Origin of the sequence: Salinispora oceanensis (assembly GCF_000383575.1) — a bacterium.
Lineage (GTDB): Bacteria > Actinomycetota > Actinomycetes > Mycobacteriales > Micromonosporaceae > Micromonospora > Micromonospora oceanensis.
Map to the genome: position 1 here is coordinate 2,254,181 of NZ_KB911579.1, position 19,854 is coordinate 2,274,034.

The 19,854-nt window shown below is 69.9% G+C and carries 18 protein-coding genes; 13 read left to right on the top strand and 5 right to left on the bottom strand.

Annotated elements, in window-relative coordinates; all coding sequences use genetic code 11:
- Positions 1-12: 12 nt before the first annotated feature.
- The 3 genes from SALPAC4_RS0110625 (at position 13) to purB (ending at position 4,172) form a co-directional block, all read left to right on the top strand.
- Complete coding sequence (locus SALPAC4_RS0110625; RefSeq protein ID WP_027644747.1) at positions 13-726, top strand: GntR family transcriptional regulator; 714 nt, start codon at positions 13-15, stop codon at positions 724-726.
- 198 nt (positions 727-924) lie between these two features.
- Positions 925-2,643, top strand: coding sequence for an arginine--tRNA ligase (gene argS / locus SALPAC4_RS0110630; protein WP_019870305.1), 1,719 nt, complete (start codon positions 925-927; stop codon positions 2,641-2,643).
- A 104-nt stretch (positions 2,644-2,747) separates the two neighbouring features.
- A complete protein-coding gene (gene purB, locus SALPAC4_RS0110635) occupies positions 2,748-4,172 on the top strand; it encodes an adenylosuccinate lyase (protein ID WP_018730833.1) in 1,425 nt (474 codons plus the stop codon).
- Between the two features lie 62 nt (positions 4,173-4,234).
- Here the strand turns inward: purB and SALPAC4_RS0110640 are convergent, their stop codons facing one another.
- Positions 4,235-4,801, bottom strand: coding sequence for a YbjQ family protein (locus SALPAC4_RS0110640; RefSeq protein WP_026323925.1), 567 nt, complete (start codon positions 4,799-4,801; stop codon positions 4,235-4,237).
- A gap of 402 nt (positions 4,802-5,203) precedes the next feature.
- Here SALPAC4_RS0110640 and purS point away from each other — a divergent pair, with 402 nt between their 5' ends.
- The 3 genes from purS to purL all read left to right on the top strand — a co-directional run bounded on the left by purS (position 5,204) and on the right by purL (position 8,767).
- Positions 5,204-5,467, top strand: a complete 264-nt coding sequence (gene purS / locus SALPAC4_RS0110645) for a phosphoribosylformylglycinamidine synthase subunit PurS (RefSeq protein WP_018254791.1) — start codon at positions 5,204-5,206, stop codon at positions 5,465-5,467.
- Positions 5,464-6,144: a phosphoribosylformylglycinamidine synthase subunit PurQ gene (gene purQ / locus SALPAC4_RS0110650; RefSeq protein ID WP_018730830.1), complete on the top strand. Its 681-nt coding sequence runs from the start codon at positions 5,464-5,466 to the stop codon at positions 6,142-6,144. Before purS ends, purQ begins: the two co-directional genes overlap by 4 nt.
- Before the next feature lie 67 nt (positions 6,145-6,211).
- Positions 6,212-8,767, top strand: a complete 2,556-nt coding sequence (purL, locus tag SALPAC4_RS0110655) for a phosphoribosylformylglycinamidine synthase subunit PurL (protein WP_019870306.1) — start codon at positions 6,212-6,214, stop codon at positions 8,765-8,767.
- A gap of 165 nt (positions 8,768-8,932) precedes the next feature.
- Here the strand turns inward: purL and SALPAC4_RS0110660 are convergent, their stop codons facing one another.
- Positions 8,933-11,083, bottom strand: a complete 2,151-nt coding sequence (locus tag SALPAC4_RS0110660; RefSeq protein ID WP_019870307.1) for a hypothetical protein — start codon at positions 11,081-11,083, stop codon at positions 8,933-8,935.
- Positions 11,084-11,214: 131 nt separating this feature from the next.
- On the opposite strand from SALPAC4_RS0110660, the gene SALPAC4_RS0110665 reads away from it, so the two are divergent.
- From SALPAC4_RS0110665 to amcA, 5 genes are all read left to right on the top strand, one after another.
- Complete coding sequence (locus SALPAC4_RS0110665; protein WP_223874730.1) at positions 11,215-11,568, top strand: sterol carrier family protein; 354 nt, start codon at positions 11,215-11,217, stop codon at positions 11,566-11,568.
- Between the two features lie 154 nt (positions 11,569-11,722).
- The gene (gene purF, locus SALPAC4_RS0110670) at positions 11,723-13,303 is read left to right on the top strand and encodes an amidophosphoribosyltransferase (protein WP_027644749.1); all 1,581 of its coding nucleotides are present in this window, start codon (positions 11,723-11,725) and stop codon (positions 13,301-13,303) included.
- A 62-nt stretch (positions 13,304-13,365) separates the two neighbouring features.
- Positions 13,366-14,520 (top strand): phosphoribosylformylglycinamidine cyclo-ligase, encoded by a 1,155-nt coding sequence (purM, locus tag SALPAC4_RS0110675; protein ID WP_019870309.1) that lies wholly within the window; start codon positions 13,366-13,368, stop codon positions 14,518-14,520.
- 166 nt (positions 14,521-14,686) lie between these two features.
- Positions 14,687-15,790, top strand: coding sequence for a cyclophane-forming radical SAM peptide maturase AmcB (amcB, locus tag SALPAC4_RS0110680; protein WP_019870310.1), 1,104 nt, complete (start codon positions 14,687-14,689; stop codon positions 15,788-15,790).
- Entirely contained in the window at positions 15,759-15,995 is a 237-nt protein-coding gene (amcA, locus tag SALPAC4_RS0110685) for a multiple cyclophane-containing RiPP AmcA (protein WP_027644751.1), read from the top strand. The genes amcB and amcA overlap by 32 nt, the downstream gene beginning before the upstream one ends.
- A gap of 200 nt (positions 15,996-16,195) precedes the next feature.
- On the opposite strand, the gene SALPAC4_RS0110690 is transcribed toward amcA, so the two are convergent.
- Both SALPAC4_RS0110690 and SALPAC4_RS0110695 read right to left on the bottom strand, forming a co-directional pair.
- A complete protein-coding gene (locus tag SALPAC4_RS0110690) occupies positions 16,196-16,411 on the bottom strand; it encodes a DUF3073 domain-containing protein (RefSeq protein WP_011904080.1) in 216 nt (71 codons plus the stop codon).
- A gap of 291 nt (positions 16,412-16,702) precedes the next feature.
- Complete coding sequence (locus SALPAC4_RS0110695; RefSeq protein WP_019870312.1) at positions 16,703-17,785, bottom strand: Glu/Leu/Phe/Val dehydrogenase dimerization domain-containing protein; 1,083 nt, start codon at positions 17,783-17,785, stop codon at positions 16,703-16,705.
- A gap of 216 nt (positions 17,786-18,001) precedes the next feature.
- On the opposite strand from SALPAC4_RS0110695, the gene SALPAC4_RS0110700 reads away from it, so the two are divergent.
- Entirely contained in the window at positions 18,002-18,841 is an 840-nt protein-coding gene (locus tag SALPAC4_RS0110700) for a hypothetical protein (protein WP_019870313.1), read from the top strand.
- 253 nt (positions 18,842-19,094) lie between these two features.
- Positions 19,095-19,304: a BldC family transcriptional regulator gene (locus SALPAC4_RS0110705; RefSeq protein WP_007073996.1), complete on the top strand. Its 210-nt coding sequence runs from the start codon at positions 19,095-19,097 to the stop codon at positions 19,302-19,304.
- Between the two features lie 146 nt (positions 19,305-19,450).
- Here the strand turns inward: SALPAC4_RS0110705 and SALPAC4_RS0110710 are convergent, their stop codons facing one another.
- Entirely contained in the window at positions 19,451-19,831 is a 381-nt protein-coding gene (locus SALPAC4_RS0110710; protein ID WP_018730820.1) for a PPOX class F420-dependent oxidoreductase, read from the bottom strand.
- Positions 19,832-19,854: the final 23 nt, after the last annotated feature.

Below are 19,854 nucleotides of genomic sequence, written 5' to 3' on the forward strand. Positions count from 1 at the left end.
GGAGCAGCGGACATTGCGAGTGGATCCGACAGCCGTCCCCGTCATGAGCAGGTCGCGGCCGACCTGCGATCCCGCATCATGTCCGGCGAGTTGCCGCCGGGGTCAGCGCTGCCGTCGATCCCGACGCTCGTGCAGCAGTACTCCGCTGCCACCGCGACAGTCCAGCGTGCCCTCGGTGCGCTGAAGGCGGAGGGCGCTGTTTACAGCGAGGTGGGAAAGGGCGTCTACGTCCGACCGAGGCGACCGCTGGTGGTGGAGGCGTCGGCTTACCTCGCTCCGACCTCCGACGGGTACGCCTACCGGCTCCGCTCGGTGGCAGAGGTGGTGCCGCCAGCCGAGGTGGCGCGGGAACTGAGGATCGGTGCGGCCGAACGAGCGGTCCTGCGGCATCGGCTACTCATGTGTGGTGAGGAGCCGGTCGAGCTGTCCTGGTCGTACTACCCGGCGGCCATCGCCAGCGGTACGGAGCTCGCCGAGCGGCGCAAGATCCCGGGTGGCGCCCCGCGGGCCCTGGCGGATCTGGGGTACCCGCAGCGGCAGACGCGGGACCGGGTCAGCGCGCGGATGCCCACGACGGAGGAGGTCGAAGCGCTCGACCTGCCGCCGTACGTACCGGTGCTCCGCCAGCTACGGGTGATCCGATCGGGCGACGACAGACCGGTCGAGGTGTCGATCCTCGTCAAGGGCAGCCACCGGCACGAGCTGCACTACGACCAGCGGGGGTAGTCCCGGGCTCGATTCCGGGCGCATCGTGGGCGGAAATCGGTCGATGGTGCGCCCGAGTTTCGGTAGTTTCGGCCCGTGTCCAGCATCGAACTCCGGCGACTCGTCCTCGACCGCCTGAGTTGACCCTTCGTGTCCGGCGGATCGATCCGCCGGACACCCTGGTCGTCGATCCGCTCCCCCGAGATTGGCGTACCTTTCATGAATCTTGAGAAGTTGCTGGCGGACCGGCTGGCACCGGCGTTCTCGGCGGTGGCCGGGGCGCCGGTCGACCCGATTCTGCGGCGGTCGCAGCACGCCGACTACCAGTGCGACGCGGCCCTCTCCCTGGCGCGTCGGCTTGGTCGCCGGCCCCGGGACATCGCGGCCGAGGTGCTGGGCCGGGTGGAGTTGGCGGACCTCTGCTCGGCGGTGGCGGTGTCCGGTCCCGGTTTCCTCAACCTGACGGTCGCCGACTCGGCGCTCGGCACACTGCTGTCGACCGCGGCCGCCGACACCCGGCTCGGGGTCGCGCCCAGCGCCGCGACGGAGACGGTGGTGGTCGACTATTCGTCCCCGAACGTGGCCAAGGAGATGCACGTCGGGCACCTGCGGGGGACCGTGATCGGTGACGCCACCGTACGGCTGCTCGAATGGCGCGGGCATCACGTGATCAAGGCCAACCACCTGGGTGACTGGGGCACTCCGTTCGGGATGCTCATCGAGCACCTGCTCGACCTGGGTGAGTCGGAGGCTGCCGACGAGTTGTCCGTCGGCGACCTGGACTCGTTCTACAAGGCGGCCCGGGCCAAGTTCGACGCCGACGACGCGTTCCGGGCGCGGGCCCGGCGGCGGGTGGTCGCCCTGCAGCGGGGCGACGAGCTGACGCTGCGGTTGTGGCGGCTGCTCGTCGCCGAGTCGGAGAAGTACTTCCTCACCGTCTACGACCAGCTCGGCGTCCTCCTGACCGAGCGGGACTTCCGCGGGGAGAGCTACTACAACGACCGGCTCGCCCCGGTGACCGACGAGCTGGACCGGCTCGGCCTGCTGCAGGAGAGCGGCGACGCCGCCTGCGTCTTTCCGACCGGCTTCACCGGCCGCGACGGGCAGCCGTTACCGATCATTGTGCGGAAGCGGGACGGCGGCTACGGCTACGGCGCCACCGACCTCGCGGCGATCCGCCACCGCACCCAGGACCTCGGCGCGACCCGGTTGCTCTACGTCGTCGGCCTGCCGCAGCGTCAGCACTTCGAGCTGGTGTACGCGGTCGCGCGGCAGGCCGGCTGGCTGAGCCCACCGGCGCGGGCCGAGCATCTCGGCTTCGGCTCGATCCTCGGCTCGGACGGCAGGATGCTGCGCAGCCGGACCGGTGACTCGATCAAACTTGTCGGGCTGCTCGACGAGGCCGTGACCCGGGCCGCCGAGCTGGCCCGGCAGAAGAACCCCGACCTCTCCGCGACGGAGGTCGCTGACGTCGCCCGCGCGGTCGGCATCGGTGCCATCAAGTACGCCGACCTGTCCACCGACCGGAACAAGGACTACGTCTTCGACTGGCAGCGGATGCTCTCCTTGGACGGCAACACCGCCCCGTACCTGCAGTACGCCCACGCCCGGATCCGGTCCATCTTCCGTCGGGCCGGGATCGAGCGGTTCACCCCCGCCCCGATCACGGTAGGGCACCCGGCCGAGCACGCCCTCGCCCTCGAACTGGCGGGTTTCGGAGCCGTGGTGGCCAGCGTCGAGCAGACCCTGCAGTTCCACCGACTCGCCGGCTACCTGCACACCCTCGCCACCACCTTCAGCGGCTTCTACGAAGCCTGCCCGGTGCTGCGGGCCGAGGACGCGGTGCGCGACAGTCGGCTGGCCCTCTGCGACCTCACCGCCCGGGTCCTCCGGCAGGGCCTGTACCTACTCGGCATCGCCACCCCCGACCGGATGTAGCACCCGGGCGTGCCGGCCGCGCCCCCGGATCGCGCGGTCGGCGGCCTCCCGGCCGGGGGCGGCCCGGCCGGGAGCGCCGCGCGCGGGTACCGGAGAATAGGGCCGTGACGACGATCCCGAACGTGCTTGCCAACCGGTACGCCTCCCCCGAGCTGGTCACCCTCTGGTCCCCGGAGGAGAAGATCCGGATGGAGCGGCGGCTCTGGCTGGCCGTGCTCAGCGCCCAGCGGGATCTCGGCGTGGACGTGCCGGACGGGGTGGTCGAGGCGTACCAGCGGGTCCTTGACCAGGTCGACCTGGCCTCGATCGCGCAGCGGGAGCGGGTCACCCGACACGACGTGAAGGCGCGGATCGAGGAGTTCAGCGCGCTCGCCGGGCACGAGCACGTGCACAAGGGCATGACCTCCCGGGACCTGACCGAGAATGTCGAGCAGCTGCAGGTGCGGGCCTCCCTGGAGCTGATCCGGGACCGGGTGGTCGCCACCCTGGCCCGGCTGTCCCAGCTCGCCGTCGAGCACTCCGGCCTGGTGTTGACCGGGCGTTCGCACAACGTGGCCGCGCAGGCCACCACGTTGGGCAAGCGATTCGCCTCGGTGGCGGAGGAGCTGTTGATCGCGTACGAGCGGCTGGACGACCTGATCGGGCGGTACCCGCTGCGGGGGATCAAGGGTCCGGTCGGCACCGCCGCGGACCAGCTCGACCTGCTCGACGGGGACGCCGACAAGGTGGCCGAGTTGGAGCGTCGGGTGGCGGAGCACCTCGGGTTCGGGCGGGTGCTGGACAGCGTCGGGCAGGTCTACCCGCGTTCGCTCGACTTCGACGTGCTCTCGGCGTTGGCTCAGGTGGCGGCCGGGCCGTCGTCGTTGGCCACCACGATCCGGTTGATGGTCGGCCAGGAGTTGGCCACCGAGGGCTTCCGGCCGGGCCAGGTCGGGTCCAGCGCGATGCCGCACAAGATGAACACCCGGTCGTCGGAGCGGGTGAACGGCTTCGCGGTGATCATTCGTGGTTACCTGTCGATGGTCGGTGAGCTCGCCGGCGACCAGTGGAACGAGGGGGATGTCTCCTGCTCGGTGGTGCGTCGGGTGGCGCTGCCGGACGCCTTCTTCGCCGCCGATGGGCTGTTCCAGACGTTCCTCACCGTGCTGGACGAGTTCGGTGCGTACCCGGCCGTGGTCAACCGGGAGTTGGAGCGTTTCCTGCCGTTCCTGGCCACCACCAAGATCCTGGTCGCGGCGGTACGGCGGGGCGTCGGCCGGGAGGTCGCCCACGAGGTGATCAAGGAGCACGCGGTGGCGGTCGCACTGGCGATGCGGGAAAAGGGCGCCACCGAGAACGACCTCTTCGACCGGCTCGGCGCCGACGGCCGACTGAACCTGACCCGCGCCGACATCGCTGACCTGGTGGCCGACCGTACGGTCTTCGTCGGTGCCGCTCCCGCCCAGGTCCAGGCGGTGGTGCAGCGAGTCGCGGCGGTTCTCGACCGCCACCCTGGCGCCGCCGGGTACAGCCCGCCGCCGATCCTCTGATCGCCGCCGTCCCCGCGCCCTGGGCCACCGGCGTCGGTCCTCGCGGGTCGGGACGCGGTGGGTCAGGGTTCGGGGGTGGGGGTCTCGGCCGCGCTCCGCAGGTCGGGGGCGGTGGCCGGCTCGCCGATACCGCTGGGCTCGGGCGTGATCGTCGGCTCGTGTGCGGTCTCCGCCGCCACCAGGGGCTGGTCGGCGGGCATGACGTCGGGGACCCGGGGCACCACGATCACCGCCGTGCCGTAGGCGCAGATCTCCATCCACATCTCGCCGCAGTCCCGGCTGTCGAACCGCATCCCGATCACCGCGTTAGCGCCGAGCCGGCGGGCCTCCTCGCCGAGGCGGGCCACCGAGTCGGCCCGCCAGCGGGTGAGGTTGTCCGGCGCCATCGGGTCGTACGCGCCGCCCCGGAGGTTCTTCACGCCCTCGCGGTACGGGTTACGGGTCCTGGCCATTGAGGAGACCACCTCGCCGAGGATCTGGCGGACGTCATAGCCGGGTAGTTGATCCGTCGTCACGACCAGCACGGTTCTGATGCTGTCAGCCGGCGGTGGGGTCGAACGTGGGCCTTGTTCACCTGATCGGATGGTGAAAAACAACGCAGCGCGGACGGTCGGCGCTTGCGCGGTCACCTGCGTCGTGGAGGCGTTAACTGTCAGACACCGGAAATCGAGATGTTCCAGGAACGCTTCTTCGCGACACTGCCGCCGGATCCGCAGTCCGACGCCGCTGGCGACACGGACCTGCTGGTTGATGGGACTCCGGAGCTGGTTTCCCGGATATGCATTGAAGCACTTGGATTGGTTCGGTTGTGCCGCCCGGTGGCAGACCCCTTCCCTATGCGATAGCTGGCAACGAAATCGCATCGGGAGTACAACGGAAAGGCATCGGTCTTGTTGCTCCGCCTTAACCGCGTCGGAGATCGCCCAAACCGCCTGCGGCCGGTGCGGCCCGCGCGATATCTGCCAGGTAGGCTGGCTCCGCTCGCCCCTAGTGGGTCGGCACCCAACTGCGTACACAGTCAGGAGTGCCCAGTGCCTCGCGTCGTCGTCGACGTCATGCTCAAACCTGAGATCCTCGATCCGCAGGGACAGGCCGTCGCTAACGCGCTGCCCCGGCTCGGCGTCACCGACGTCGCCTCGGTCCGGATCGGCCGACGGATCGAGATCGAGTTCACCGGGGAGCCAGATCTGAACCAGACCCGGGAGATCGCCGACAAGCTGCTCGCCAACCCGGTCATTGAGGATTTCACCATCCGTCTGGCCGAGGATGGCGAGACCGTGGACGCCCAACCGTGACCGCCCGAGTAGGCGTGGTCACGTTCCCCGGTTCGCTCGACGACGGGGACGCGGCCCGGGCTGTCCGGATCGCCGGCGCCGAGCCGGTCCGCCTCTGGCACGCCGACCCGCAGCTGCACGGGGTGGACGCTGTCGTCCTGCCCGGCGGCTTCTCGTACGGCGACTATCTGCGCTGCGGCGCCATCGCCCGGTTCGCCGGCGTGATGGAGACGATCGTGGACGCCGCCCGAGCGGGTCTGCCGGTGCTCGGTATCTGCAACGGCTTCCAGATCCTCTGCGAGGCCCACCTGCTGCCCGGTGCGCTGACCCGAAACCAGCACCTGCACTTCCGCAACCGGGACCAGGTCCTGCGCATCGAGTCGGCCGGCACCGCCTGGACCAACGCGTTCCAGCCCGGCCAGGAGGTGCTGATTCCGGTCAAGAACGGCGAGGGCTGCTACGTCGCGGACGCCGCGACGCTAGACCAGCTCGAAGCCGAGGGCCGGGTGGTCGCCCGCTACGTGGGTAACCCGAACGGGTCCCAGCGGGATATCGCCGCGATCACCAACTCCGCCGGAAACGTCGTCGGCATCATGCCGCACCCGGAGCACGCGGTGGAGGAGCTCACCGGCCCCTCCCTGGACGGCCTCGGCTTCTTCACCTCGGCGCTCAAGCACCTGGTGGAGACCGCGGCGTGACCGCAGGCGCCATCATCGGTCGGCTCACCCGCCCGACGGGCGGCCCGCTGCGTAACAAGGAGAGGCCATGACCACCCAGGACCCGGCCCGGGACACTTCAGCGGCCGCAGCAGCCGGACCGACGGCTGCGCCGGACCGAGGCGCCGACATCGTCGGCTGGGCCGGGGGCGTGGACACCGTCCCCCATGCCGGCGACAGCCCGGGCGAGCTTCAGCCCTACGCCGACCTCGGGCTCCGAGACGACGAGTACCAGCGGATCCGGCAGGTGCTTGGCCGGCGGCCCACCCAGTCCGAGCTGGCCATGTACTCGATCATGTGGAGTGAGCACTGCTCCTACAAGTCGAGCAAGGTGCACCTCCGCCAGTTCGGGGAGAAGGCCTCAACCAGCGACCGGCTACTCGCCGGTATCGGGGAGAACGCGGGTGTGGTCCGGGTCTCCGACGAGCTCGCCGTGACCTTCAAGGTCGAGTCGCACAACCACCCGAGCTTCGTCGAGCCCTACCAGGGCGCGGCGACCGGCGTCGGCGGCATCGTCCGGGACATCCTCGCCATGGGTGCGCGTCCGGTCGCGGTGATGGACCCGCTGCGCTTCGGCGCGGCCGACCACCCCGACACCGCTCGTGTGCTACCCGGCGTGGTCGCCGGGGTCGGCGGCTACGGCAACCGCCTCGGTCTGCCGAACATCGGCGGCGAGGTCGTCTTCGACCCCTGCTACCAGGGCAACCCGCTGGTCAACGCCCTCTGCGTCGGGGTGCTGCCGATCGACCGACTTCAGAACAAGGCCGCCGCCGGCGACGGAAACGTCGTGGTGCTGATGGGCGCCAAGACCGGCCGGGACGGCATCGGCGGCGTGTCGGTGCTGGCCAGCGCCACCTTCGACGAGGGCAGCGAGCAGCGCCGCCCCTCCGTCCAGGTGGGTGACCCGTTCATCGAGAAGCTGCTCATCGAGGCCTGCCTGGAGCTCTACGACGAGCAACTCGTCGTCGGCATCCAGGACCTCGGTGGCGCCGGGTTGACCTGTGCCCTCGCCGAGACCGCCGCCGCCGCGGGTACCGGGATGCGGGTCTGGCTCGAGCGGGTTCCGCTGCGGGAAGCCTCGATGGAGCCGCACGAGATCCTCGCCAGCGAGTCCCAGGAGCGGATGCTGCTGGTGGTTGAGCCGGAGAAGCTGGAGGCGGTACTCAAGACCGCCGAGAAGTGGGGCGTGCTCGCCACCGCGATCGGCGAGGTCACCCCGCGCGGGGCGGACGGGGAGCCGGGCCGCCTGGTCGTAACCTGGCGAGACCATCTGGTCGTTGACGTCCCGCCGGGTTCGTTGGCAGACGACGGCCCGGTATACAACCGGCCGATGCGGGAGCCGGCCGACCTGATCCTGCTCCAGGCCGACCGGGCGGAGACCCTGCCCCGGCCGAGTGACCCGGAGGCCCTGCGGCAGACGGTCCTGCGGATGATCGCCTCGCCGAACCTCGCGGACAAGACCTGGGTCACCGAGCAGTACGACCGGTACGTGCTCGGCAACACCGTGCTCGCCCAGCCCGAGGACTCGGGTGTGATCCGGATCGACGAGCGTAGTGGTATCGGCATCGCGCTCTCCGTTGACGGCAACGGCCGGTACGCGCGCCTCGACCCGTACCACGGTGCCAAGCTCGCGCTGGCCGAGGCGTACCGGAACGTGGCGGTCAGCGGCGCGAAGCCGATCGCCGTCACCGACTGCCTCAACTTCGGCTCGCCGGAGGACCCGGGCGTGATGTGGCAGTTCGCCGAGGCCGTCCGAGGCATCGCCGACGGCTGCGGTGAGCTGGGCATCCCGGTGACCGGCGGTAACGTCAGCTTCTACAACCAGACTGGTGCGGCAGCGATTCATCCGACCCCGGTGGTGGGCGTCCTCGGTGTGCTGGACGACGTGGCCGACCGGGTCCCGATGGGCTTTGTCCCGCGGGAGGACGGTCACGACCAGATCTACCTGCTCGGTGAGACGCACGTGGAGTTGTCCGGCTCGGAGTGGGCGTGGGCTACCCACGAACACCTCGGCGGCGTACCTCCCCGGGTGGACCTCGACCGCGAGCGGGCGATCGCCGACCTGATGGCGGTGGCAGCCCGGGGTGGGCACCTCAGCTCCGCGCACGACCTCTCCGACGGCGGTCTGGCGCAGGTTCTGGTCGAGTCCTGCCTGCGTCGGGGCGTCGGTGCCCGGGTCACCCTGCCGGAGCGGTTCACCGACGGCTCGATGCCGTTCGTCTTCCTGTTCAGCGAGTCCGCCGGCCGGGTGTTGGTCTCGGTGCCGCGCGGGCACGAGAAGGCGTTCACCGGGCTGGCCGCCGAGCAGGGCGTGCCGTGCGAGCTGATCGGCGTCACCGATCCAGCAGGTGGTGCACTGGAACTGCACGGGCAGTTCCAGCTCAGCCTGGCGGAGCTGCGCGCGGCGCACAGTGCCACCCTGCCCCGCCTCTTCGGCGGAGCGGAACTCGCCACCCCGCCGGTTGGGCAGCAGGCCGAAGAGTCGGCCGCGACCGCAGCGCCGACTGCGCCGGTTGAGGAACCGGCCGCGGCCGTTGTACCGGTCGAGACGGCGACGCCCGCCAGCTCCGAGTCGGAGCCGGGGGGACCGAGCGAATCGGCGTGACCACCGCCGCACCGGCCCCAACCGGTTTCGGCACCCGGTCCGAGTAAGGACGATCCGGCCCGGCTGATCTCAGCCGGGCCGGACCTGCTCCCAAGGGACCAGCGCAAACCTCAGGACAGACGGTTGAGGGCCACCCGACTTCGGGTGGCCCTCAACCGTCTCTTGTCAGTCGTCCAGCCAGTCCAGCCGGCGACCACCCCGGTCCGGCGGGGGAGCGTCGGACCGGGCCCGACCGGCCTGCGTCGGGTCCCCGTAGCCACTACCGTAGCCGCCCTGGCCGTACCCGCGGTCGTCGTAACCGCCGTGCTGGGCGGGGGCTTCCTGGCCGTAGCCGCCATGTTGGGCGGGGGGCTCCTGGCTGTAGCCGCCGTACTGGGTGGGGGCTTCCTGGCTGTAGCCGTCGTAGCCGCCGCGTTGGGTTGGCAGCTCCTGGCCGTAGCCGCTGTGTTGGGCGGGGGGCTCTTGGCCGTAGCCGCCGTACTGGGTGGGGGCTTCCTGGCTGTAGCCGTCGTAGCCGCCGCGTTGGGTTGGCAGCTCCTGGCCGTAGCCGCTGTGTTGGGCGGGGGCTTCCTGGCCGTAGCCGCCATGTTGGGCGGGGGGCTCTTGGCCGTAGCCGCCGTACTGGGTGGGGGCTTCCTGGCCGTAGCCGTCGTAGCCGCCGCCCTGTTGGTCGTAGCCGTAGCCCGCGTAGCCGCCGCCCTGTTGGTCGTAGCCCGGGGCCGGCTCGGCACCGTGTCCGTACGCGGGCTCGGTTTGGCCGTAGCCGGCGTCCTGCTGGTATCTCCCCGTGGGGTACGGGTCGGCCGGGGCCGGGTACTGCGTGGCGCCCGCCTGGTAGCGGCCGGTCACCTCGTCGTAACGCTCCTCGTGGCCGTAGGACCCGCCGGAGGTGGGGGGGTAGCCGGTGCCGGCCGGCGAGGACATGCCGTAGTCGTTGGGGCCGTAACCACCGCCGGAGGCGGGAGATGCGGCGCCATAGCCGCCGTCGGCCGGTCCGGTGACACCGAAGTCCCCGGTGCCGTAGCCGCCTGACTTGTCGCCGTAGCCGCTGTCGGCCCAGGTGGACTGGCCGGCGGCCGCACCGTAGGGCTGCGGCGGAGCACCGTAGGGGTCCGGTGGGACGTCGTCAACCACCGGGCTGTGCATCATCGTGGGCGCCTCGGCGAGGGACGGGTCCCCGCCGACCATCGTCGGCGTCGCCGCGGTCGGATTCACGATCCGCGTCTGGTCGTCGGCGCCACCGTAGCCACCGCCGGCGACCGGGACGGCACCTGTGGCCGCGCCGGAGGGGTGGACGCCCGCCTCGTCCTCGTCGTCGCTCTCCTTGCGGCGCAGCCAGAGCAGCACCATCGTGCCGACGCCGGCTGCCACGAGGAGGCCACCGAGCAGGATGATCAGCAGTGAGCCGGTGCCGCCGGAGTCCTCGTCGCTGGCGTCCGCGACGGGGGCATCCACGATGGCTTCGACCGGCTCCTCGGTTAACTCCTCCACCCCGACGGTTGGGGCGGGCTCGATACTCGATGACGGGGTGGGGCTCGGGGTCGGCTCCTCTTCCTTGATCTTGAGCGAAATTCGCTGGCCAGAGACGCTCTGCCCGGCGGAGGCATTCAGTGTCTTGGTGGCGTTGGTGCCGTCGATGCTCGCGCCGATGGCGAGTTGGCCGGGGGTGATCGGGTTCTGGGTGCTGCCGGTGAACCGGAAATTCCCACCGTTGTCGGTGATGGTGTCGAATCTGTTGTTCTTGGAGTCCTTGAGGATGACCTGGGCTCCCGGTACCGCGCTGCCGGTGCTCTGGTTGACCACCTCGCCGGAGACCGACTTCACCGTCTGCACCTGGGGGGCCTGGGAGGACTGGGTCGGGCTGGGTTGCGGCGGCGGCTCCGGCTTGCCCACCAGGGTGACCTTGACGGTCCCGGTATCCCTACCGTCCTCGGTATCGATAGCGGCGACGGTAATCGTGGCCTTTCCGTCGGCCGCGTCGTCCGCCAGTCGGAAGGTGGCCTCGAAGTCCTTGCCCTCGTCGACCTTGCCGTGGCTGCAACCGCTGACGCAGGCGAGCTCTCCGTTGTCGGATGACACCGTCACGTCGACGGTCGTGTCTTCCGAGACCTCGACCGAGTAGCGGACCGTCGTGCTCCCGCCCGCCTCGACCCGGCTCGGTGAGGCCGAGACATTGCTGACCCCGGGGGCGGCGGAGGCCGGGGCGGCGGGGACGGTGAGTAGGGCGCCGAAGAGCAACGCCACGACCACACCGGCCCGCTGCTTCCAGGCACGTCGGTGTGTTGACACGTCCACCGCCTTCCACTGGAGTCCCACGTGGCCGGCGGTCGCCGGGCCGGGATCATCACGGTACGAATACGCCGTGGGCTACTATGCCTTGTCCAGTCGGATCGGCGCGACCCAGGGCCGGTGTGAGAGCATCCGCGCGCGCGCCGTATCGTCCCGCTGTGCCCCCTTCGTACGCTAGGACGCCTGCCGTCGCGGTAGCGCTGTCGGCGCTCGACGCGGGGCATACCCCCGATCGTCCGGTGCTCCGGGCGGCGGTTCGTGCCCTGTTGACCGTGCTCGCGGAGCGGGTACCCGGTCGATCGGTGGAGGTACGGGTCCCGCCCTACGGCGCGGTGCAGTGTGTGCCGGGTCCCCGGCACACCCGCGGCACCCCGGCGAACGTGGTCGAGACCGACCCGGAGACCTGGTTGCGGGTCGCGACCGGGCGCGTCCCCTGGGCGGAAGCGGTCGCTGAGGGTCGCGTACGGGTCAGTGGGGTCCGGGCGGACCTAGCCGCTTACCTGCCGCTTTAGCAGGTGACAGCGGGCGGGGAGTTACAGGATGCAGTGATTTCGTGACTTTCTGTGCAGGTGGGGGGTCGCGTACACTGTCAGCGACGACAAGCGGTCCCGGCCGAGGAGCGAATCCCGTGATTCGCCTGGCCAGTCCAGCAAGAGGGAGCGGCAGGTGCCCCGAGGCGATGGCCGGTTGAGCCACGACCTTGACCCCCAGCGTCCCGGCCCCCAGGACGCCTGCGGCGTCTTCGGTGTCTGGGCGCCCGGCGAGGAGGTCGCCAACCTGACCTATTTCGGGCTGTACGCGTTACAGCACCGGGGGCAGGAGGCGGCTGGTATCGCCGTTAGTGACGGCACGGGTGTGGTGGTCTACAAGGACCTTGGCCTGGTGGCCCAGGTCTTCGACGAGCCAACCCTGGCCAGTCTGCGCGGGCATGTGGCGGTCGGCCACGCGCGTTACTCGACCACCGGCGCTTCCACCTGGGAGAACGCCCAACCGACCATCCGCTCCACCGCCTCCGGCACGACGATCGCCCTGGCCCACAACGGCAACCTGGTCAACACGGCCGAGCTGCAGCGGGAGGCCGGCGAGCGGGCCGTGGCCGGCGATGGGGCCACCAACGACACCTCGCTGGTGACCGCGCTGCTGGCCAGCCGGCCCGACCTCTCGGTGGAGGCCGCCGCGCTGGAGGTGTTGCCGCAGCTACGGGGGGCGTTCAGCTTCGTCTTCATGGACGAGTCAACGCTCTACGCGGCCCGTGATCAGCACGGGGTCCGTCCGCTGGTACTGGGCCGGCTGGAGCGCGGCTGGGTGGTGGCCAGTGAGACGGCTGCGCTCGATATCGTTGGTGCCAGCGTGGTCCGCGAGGTCGAGCCGGGTGAGCTGATCGCCATCGACGAGGATGGGCTGCGCTCTGCCCGCTTCGCCGCCCCGGAGCCGAAGGGCTGCCTCTTCGAATACGTCTACATCGCCCGTCCAGACGCCACGATCGCCGGCCGGAACTTGCACGCGGCTCGGGTGCAGATCGGTCGACAGCTGGCGCGGGAGCACCCGGTAGCGGCCGATCTGGTGATCCCCGTGCCCGAATCGGGCACCCCCGCCGCGATCGGCTACGCGGCGGAGTCCGGCATTACCTTCGGGGCCGGTCTGATGAAGAATCCGTACGTCGGGCGCACCTTCATCCAGCCGTCGCAGACGCTGCGTCAGCTCGGTATTCGGCTCAAGCTCAACCCGCTGCGGGAGAACGTACGGGGTAAGCGGCTGGTCGTTGTGGACGACTCCATCGTCCGCGGCAACACCCAACGGGCCATTGTGCGAATGCTGCGCGAGGCCGGTGCGTTGGAGGTACACGTTCGGATCTCCTCACCGCCGGTCGCGTGGCCATGCTTCTACGGCATCGACTTCGCGACCCGCGCCGAGCTGCTCGCCAATGGTCTGGATAACGAGGGCGTCCGGCGGTCGATCGGTGCCGACACGCTCGGCTACGTGTCGCTCAGCGGTCTGATCGCGGCCACCGAGCAACCGAAGAGCCGGCTCTGCCGTGCGTGCTTCGACGGCGACTATCCAATCGAACTGCCGGCTGACAGCTTGATCGGCAAGCACGTGCTCGAGGGGGTCGGTCGGCGGGTCGCCGCCGAAACTGCCGAACCGCACGTCACTCCGTTCGTCGCCGCCCAGAGCGGTTATGACGCGTTCAGCTCGGCGCGGGTGCCGCGCCCCGACCCGGAAGAGCCGAAAAACCACATCCGGTAGCACCACCCGGGTGCGGTCCGGCCACCAGCCGGTTCGCACCAGGACCATCTAAGGGGAGAACCGTGACGCACGTGTCCGAGCGCAGCGGCGCAGGAAGTAGCCAGACCGGTGCCGGCGGCGACCGCCAGCCCTGGACCACCGCCTCCGGGCGCCCGGTGCGCAAACGCTCGGCCTCGTACCTGGATGCCGGTGTCTCGATCGAGGCAGGCGACCGCGCGGTTGAGCTGCTCAAGTCGAAGGTGAAGCAGACTCGACGGCCAGAGGTGATGGGCGATCTGGGGGGCTTCGCCGGCCTGTTCCGGTTGGATACGAAGAAGTACCAGAATCCGATCCTCGCCTCCTCCACCGATGGCGTCGGCACGAAGCTGGTGATCGCGCAGCAGCTCGACATTCACGACACGGTCGGCATCGACCTGGTCGCCATGGTTGTGGACGACCTGGTGGCGTGTGGTGCCGAGCCGCTGTTCCTGCTCGACTACATCGCCACCGGGGAGGTTGTTCCAGACCGGGTTGCCGAGATCGGCGCGGGTATCGCCGATGGCTGCCGGTACGCCGGTTGTGCCCTGCTGGGTGGGGAGACCGCCGAACACCCTGGTGTCCTCCGCCCAGATGAGTACGACATCTCGGCCACCGGCGTGGGGGTGGTGGAGGAGAGCGAAATCCTCAGCTCCGAGCGGGTGGAGGTCGGCGACGTAGTGATTGCGATGCGCGCCTCCGGCCTACACTCGAACGGATTCTCCCTGGTCCGGCACGTGCTGCTCGGTGCCGGCCGGATGCGGCTGGACGTGGTCATTGAGGACTTCGGCCGGCAACGCACCCTCGGTGAGGAGCTGCTGACTCCCACCAAGATCTATGCCCAGGACTGCCTGAAGCTGATCGCTGAAACGGAGGTCCGGGTATTCGCCCACGTGACCGGGGGCGGCATCCCGGGGAACCTGGTCCGGGTCCTGCCGGAGCACGTGGACGCGGTGGTCGATCGCGCTACCTGGAAACCGCAGCCGATCTTCGACCTGGTGCAGTCCAAGGGGCGGATTGAGGCGCCGGAGATGGAGGCGACGTTCAACATGGGCGTCGGCATGTTCGCGATCGTCTCCGCCGAGGACGCCGACCGCGCGCTGGCCACCCTCACCGGCCGTGGCGTGGACGCGTGGCAGGTCGGCGAGATCGTTGAGGGCACCGGCAATGTGCAGATGGTCGGGCAGCACACCCGTGGCTGATTGCTGCGGTGCCCGGTCGGACTGCCGATCAGGGCTTCACCCGGGTGGCCGACTCCGCCTAGCCTGAGGAGTGCCCTCCACGTCGCCAGGCGCGTCGGGGTGTCGACACCGCGCCCAGGCCTGGTAGAGGAGGGCGATGGCGGTACGCGGGCAGTCGACAGGTGGGATGCGCGGTTTGGCCGCCGTCCCAGCCTATGTGGTTATGCAGCCCACCACGCTCTGCAATCTCGACTGCGAATACTGCTATCTCCCGTTCCGGAAGGTCGACCGGCGGATGCCGGTCGACGTGGCGGAGGCGGTGGCCGCATCGGTCAATCCATGGGCGCGAGCTGGGCGATTCTCCGTGGTGTGGCACGGTGGTGAGCCGCTCGCCGCCGGGCAGGAGCTCCTTGCCGCGCTGATTGCCCCGTTCGGGCCGGAGGTCGAGCATCACGTCCAGACCAACGCGACGCTGATCGACGACTCCTGGTGTCGGTTCTTCGCGGAGCACCGGGTCCGGGTGAGTGTCAGCGTGGACGGGCCGCGGGCGCGCAACGCGGATCGGGTCACCCGGGGCGGGCGCCCCGCGTACGCCCAGATCATGCGGGGAGTCGAGGTGCTGCGTCGACATGGGCTGCCGTTTTCGGCGCTGGCCGTGGTGGGGCGCCCCGAGCCGGGTCTCGCCCGCGAACTGTACGACTTCTTCCTCGACCTCGGCCCGGATGTGTTGGGCGTCAACATCGAGGAGACCGAGGGGGTCAATACGCGGGCCAACCGCCACGACGCGGCTGCGGTGACCGCCTTCTGGGCAGAGCTGGTGGCGGCCTGGCGCCGGAACCCCCGCATCCACCTGCGTGAGATCGAGTGGTCTCTGCGGTACGCCGCGGCGGTGTTGGACGGCGTTGAGGAGCAGCTGCTGCCCCGTCGGCTGGACCCGATTCCCACGGTCGGTCACGACGGTTCGGTGACCGTGCTCTCGCCCGAACTGGCCGGCTTCACGAACCCCCGGTACGGCGACTTCAGCAGCGGCAATGTGCTGGTCACTCCGCTGGCGGAGATCCTGGCTGAGGCCGCGGGGACATCCTGGGTCGGGGAGTTCCTCGCCGGCGTGGAGGCGTGCCGGGCATCGTGTTCCTACTTCGGCTTCTGCGGCGGTGGCCACGCGGCCAATCGCTACTTCGAGCAGGGACGATTTGACGGTACGGAGACCGAGCACTGCCGCAACAGCAAGATCCGCCTACTGGAGGGAGTGTTGGAGCATGCCCGAGAACACCGGTTCCCGGCAACCTGAGCGTACGGTGGGCGCGGTCTCGGACGACGTGGTTGATCGGGTCCGCGCCGCTGGCGCCGACCTCACCACGTTGCTTCACGAGGCCGAGGCGGCCCGCCACCTACGGGCGGAGGCGGCGGGAGACGGCACCTCCAGCGCGGTCTGCGCCTGGAATCATTTCGAGAACATCCCGACGTTCTACAACTGGAACAACCGCCCACGCTGAGCCGACGGGCCACCCCGGGGTCGACTGATCACCCAAGCCCTCCATGCTGCGCCGGCGCTCCCCGGCAGCTGCCGAACAAGGCGTGCCTCGGAGCCACTGCCAGTCACTCCGAGACACGCCCTGCCTCCGTCGGGGACCGCTGACCGATGGGCACAGACATGAGCACGCGGATCGACCGCGTGCTCAGTTGCGACCAGGGGTCAGCGGTTGGGACGAGCCCGGTTGTCCGGGTCGTCGTCCACGTGGTCCTCGTCATCGTCGTCGACATACTCTTTGTAGTCGTCGTCGAAGTCGTGGTCCGACTTGTGGCTGCCGCCGAGTTCGCGTTGCAAGGCGGCGAGGTCGGTGTTCGGGGAGTGGTACTTCAACTCCCGGGCCACCTTTGTCTGCTTGGCCTTAGCTCGGCCGCGCCCCATGGCTCGACCCCCTCGCACAGAATGCGGGGCAGCCCGAAGGCGGGCCCCGATGACGTCAGGCATCTCTCGTGGCTCTTACGGTACATGGAGATGCCATCGTTCGGCACCTCGGGTTACCGTCGCCCGGCTCCGCGCGTCGCGGCGGGCCGGTCGTCACCCAGTGTACTCGGTAAGGGCCAATCCGGGGAGCGCCCCTAACAGCAGGCGAATCACCGTGAATCCAGCTTAACCGCGCCGCGTCGCTGTGGCGGCCCAGGGGCGGAACCAGCCCGGCCCGCCCCCGGGACGTGATCAGGGCAGCAGAATGGTCCGCAGCCGGCCCACCTCAGCCATCCGCCGCTCGGCCAGCCGGTCCGCGGCCACCGCCGGTGGCACCCCTTCGGCATCGGCGAGCGCCAGGATCTCCCCGGTGGTCTCGTAGATCTTGGTCGCCCGTAGCTTGGCGCGTTCGAAGTTGAAGCCCTCGATCTCGTCGGCGACCTGGATCACGCCACCGGCGTTCACCACGTAGTCGGGCGCGTACAGGATGCCCCGGTCGGCGAGGAGTTTCTCGATGCCCGGGTGGGCGAGCTGGTTGTTCGCCGCGCCGGCGACCACCTTTGCCCGCAGCGCCGGGACGGTGTCGTCGTTGAGCGTGCCCCCGAGCGCGCACGGGGCGTACACATCAATGTCGGAAGCGGTCAGCGCGGTGGCGTCGTCCATCAGCGTCACCTGCGGATGGTTGGTCCGCGCCCAGGCCAGGGCCCGTGGGTTCACGTCGGTCGCCACGACCTCGGCGCCGTCGTCAAGGAGGTGGCCGACCAGGTGCTTGCCGACCTTGCCCAGGCCGGCCACGCCGACTCGTCGTCCGCGCAGCGTCGGCGTGCCCCAGGCGTGCTCAGCCGCGGCGCGCATACCCTGGAACACGCCCCAGGCGGTGAGGATCGAGGAGTCGCCGGCGCCCCCGTGCTCCCGGCTTCGGCCGGTCACGAACCGGGTCTCCCGGGCGACCATGTCCATGTCGGCCACGTAGGTACCAACGTCGCAGGCGGTGTAGTAGCGGCCACCCAGGGTGTCCACGAAGCGGCCGTAGGCGCGCAACAGCGCCTCGCTCTTGAGCTGTTCGGGATCTCCCCAGATGACTGCCTTGCCGCCGCCCAGGTCCAGCCCGGCGAGGGCATTCTTGTACGCCATGCCGCGGGAGAGGTCGAGCACGTCGGCGAGGGCCGCCTCCTCGCTCGCGTACGGGTAGAACCGGGTGCCGCCGAGCGCGGGTCCCAGCGCCGTGGAGTAGATGCCGATGATCGCCCGAAGGCCGGACTGTTTGTCCTGGCAGAACAGAACCTGCTCGTGGCCGACCGACCCGGGGTCGTCGGTGGTGGCGAATACGCCCATGACTCACTCCTGGTGTGGTGTGCGGCCTTGTGGGCCGCGGACCTGCGGACGCCGGCGGGATGCTGCCGGTGCCGCTGAGCCTAGTATCGGCCGACATCGTCTCCGTCGTCACCGACGTGTGCGTCCGTACGGCGGGACCAGCTACTCGGCGACTCCGGAGGGCACCCGAAACTGTGCCACCAGGGATTCGCAGCCGACTCGTGGGAGGATCGCGCCGTGCCCTCGCTCTTCGCCGCATACCTGCGCGTGTACGAACCGTTGACCGCCTTCGACCGTGACCGCCAGGCGTACTGGCGGAACTACGTCGAACAGGGACGGGCTGTCGCCCCGGCGGAGGGGCCCGGCCGGCAACTCACGTCGGTGATCGAGGCGCTCGGGGCGGGCTGGACGCGGTTGCCGAATCTGCCGGACGAGGCGTACGTGCTGGAGGCCGACGACACGCTGCTCGTCTGCCCGTGGAACCTGCGTATCCGGGTCGCCGAGGCGGCGCTGAACGCCCGTGACGGCGTGCCTCCGGTGTTGGCTGACGCCTTTGTGCCGCCGGTGCTCGCCGGGAAGGCCAAGGCGGTGGTGGACGACTGGCGTAGCGGGGCGCGTGTCCTGGAGCACGGCGTTCCTCGGGTGCACGAGCAGATCGCCACCTGGGGTGTGCCGCTGCGATGGTTTGTCCTCTTCGAGCCGGCGGAGCGGCACCAGGTCACCGAGCCCGGCCGGCGGGCGCTGCGGTACCGCACCGAGATTTCTAAGGCCCGCCGTCGCTCGTCGCGGGCCCTTGCCGTGTTACGCAAGTCGGTCGGTGCCGCGCCGATCACGGAGGCGGTGGAGGAGGCCGCCCGCTGGCTGGAGGAGTTCCATCCACGGTCGGTGGTGGAACTGGACTACGGCGGGCTGGTGTCGCTGCTCTCCGACGAGACCCTCGCGGCGGACGACTCGCCGGAGTTGGTCGCCGCCGGTCTGGCTGGGCTGTCTCGGGGCGAGGCGGAGGAGGCGTCAACGGCTTACGACAAGCTGGTCGCACGGTGGCGTGCGGTGCAGTTGCTCGAGCGGTGCAACTGACCCCATTTCGGTCGATTGTCCCTCGTTAACCCCGGAAACCATTCGCGTTTGATTCGTCACGAGCCGCTATCATGAGACCACATGAGGTGCCTCCTGTCATACTAAAGGCGAATAATTCGGTCATGGTTCATCCGTCCGTCTAGGGACGTTCGGCCGTTCGGCCCATGTCGGACATCGGGGACTAGCCGGACCATGGGAGACGCGTCGGCCGGCGGGACCCCGGCCGATGTCTATACATGTGGAGGAGTGACCCATGGCATCGCGAACGCACGAACCGGAGCCGCTGCTCACGCCGGCCGAGGTGGCGTCGATGTTCCGTGTCGACCCGAAGACGGTGACCCGTTGGGCCAAGGCCGGCAAGCTGAGTGCAATCCGGACTCTTGGCGGGCACCGCAGATACCGGGAGTCGGAGGTCAGAGCGCTGCTGCAGGGGCAGATCCCACAGCAGCGGCAGGGGGACTGACCGGGTGAGAGCCAGCGGACAATGCGCGTAGGGCGGTGGACGATCAGTCCACCGCCCTACGGCATTTCTGCCCGGCGGACGCGGCTCAACCCCGGGAGGGCTCGACCGCGGTTCAGCCCCGGGACGGCTCCGTGGGCGGGCGCGGCTCAGTCCTTGAGCGTGACCCGAACCCCAACCGTGCCCTCCTCGCCGCGGCGTAGCCGGCTCCCCAACAGGGTGAGCCGGCCGAGTACCCGGTATTTCTCCTTGATCAGGCCGCGGACCCGCCGGGTGCCCGCCGAGTCGGCGAGCGCGGCGTATCCGGGCACCGCCGGGCCGTGCGGTCGACCTCGGACATCGCAGGGGGCGACGGTCACATCGCCGCTGCGCCGGATCCGCTTCACCTTGCCGGAGCTGGCAACTGTCCAAACTACGAGCGCATCGCCGTCACGGACCGCCCAGACCGGGGTCGGCACCGCACGGCCGTCCTTGCGGAAGGTCGTGAGCAGGATGTATTTCTCGGTCGCGAGTCGGTCCAGCGTGGTCACGCCGCCAGGATACGGCCCCGCGG

Coding starts and splice junctions, on each gene's coding strand:
- SALPAC4_RS0110695 (WP_019870312.1), bottom strand. CDS start 17,785: ATGGGCGTATTCGCCACCACCGACGACCCCGGGTCGGTCGGCCACGAG.
- SALPAC4_RS0110690 (WP_011904080.1), bottom strand. CDS start 16,411: ATGGGGCGCGGCCGAGCTAAGGCCAAGCAGACAAAGGTGGCCCGGGAG.
- amcA (WP_027644751.1), top strand. CDS start 15,759: ATGCCCGAGAACACCGGTTCCCGGCAACCTGAGCGTACGGTGGGCGCG.
- purL (WP_019870306.1), top strand. CDS start 6,212: ATGACCACCCAGGACCCGGCCCGGGACACTTCAGCGGCCGCAGCAGCC.
- amcB (WP_019870310.1), top strand. CDS start 14,687: ATGCGCGGTTTGGCCGCCGTCCCAGCCTATGTGGTTATGCAGCCCACC.
- argS (WP_019870305.1), top strand. CDS start 925: ATGAATCTTGAGAAGTTGCTGGCGGACCGGCTGGCACCGGCGTTCTCG.
- SALPAC4_RS0110705 (WP_007073996.1), top strand. CDS start 19,095: ATGGCATCGCGAACGCACGAACCGGAGCCGCTGCTCACGCCGGCCGAG.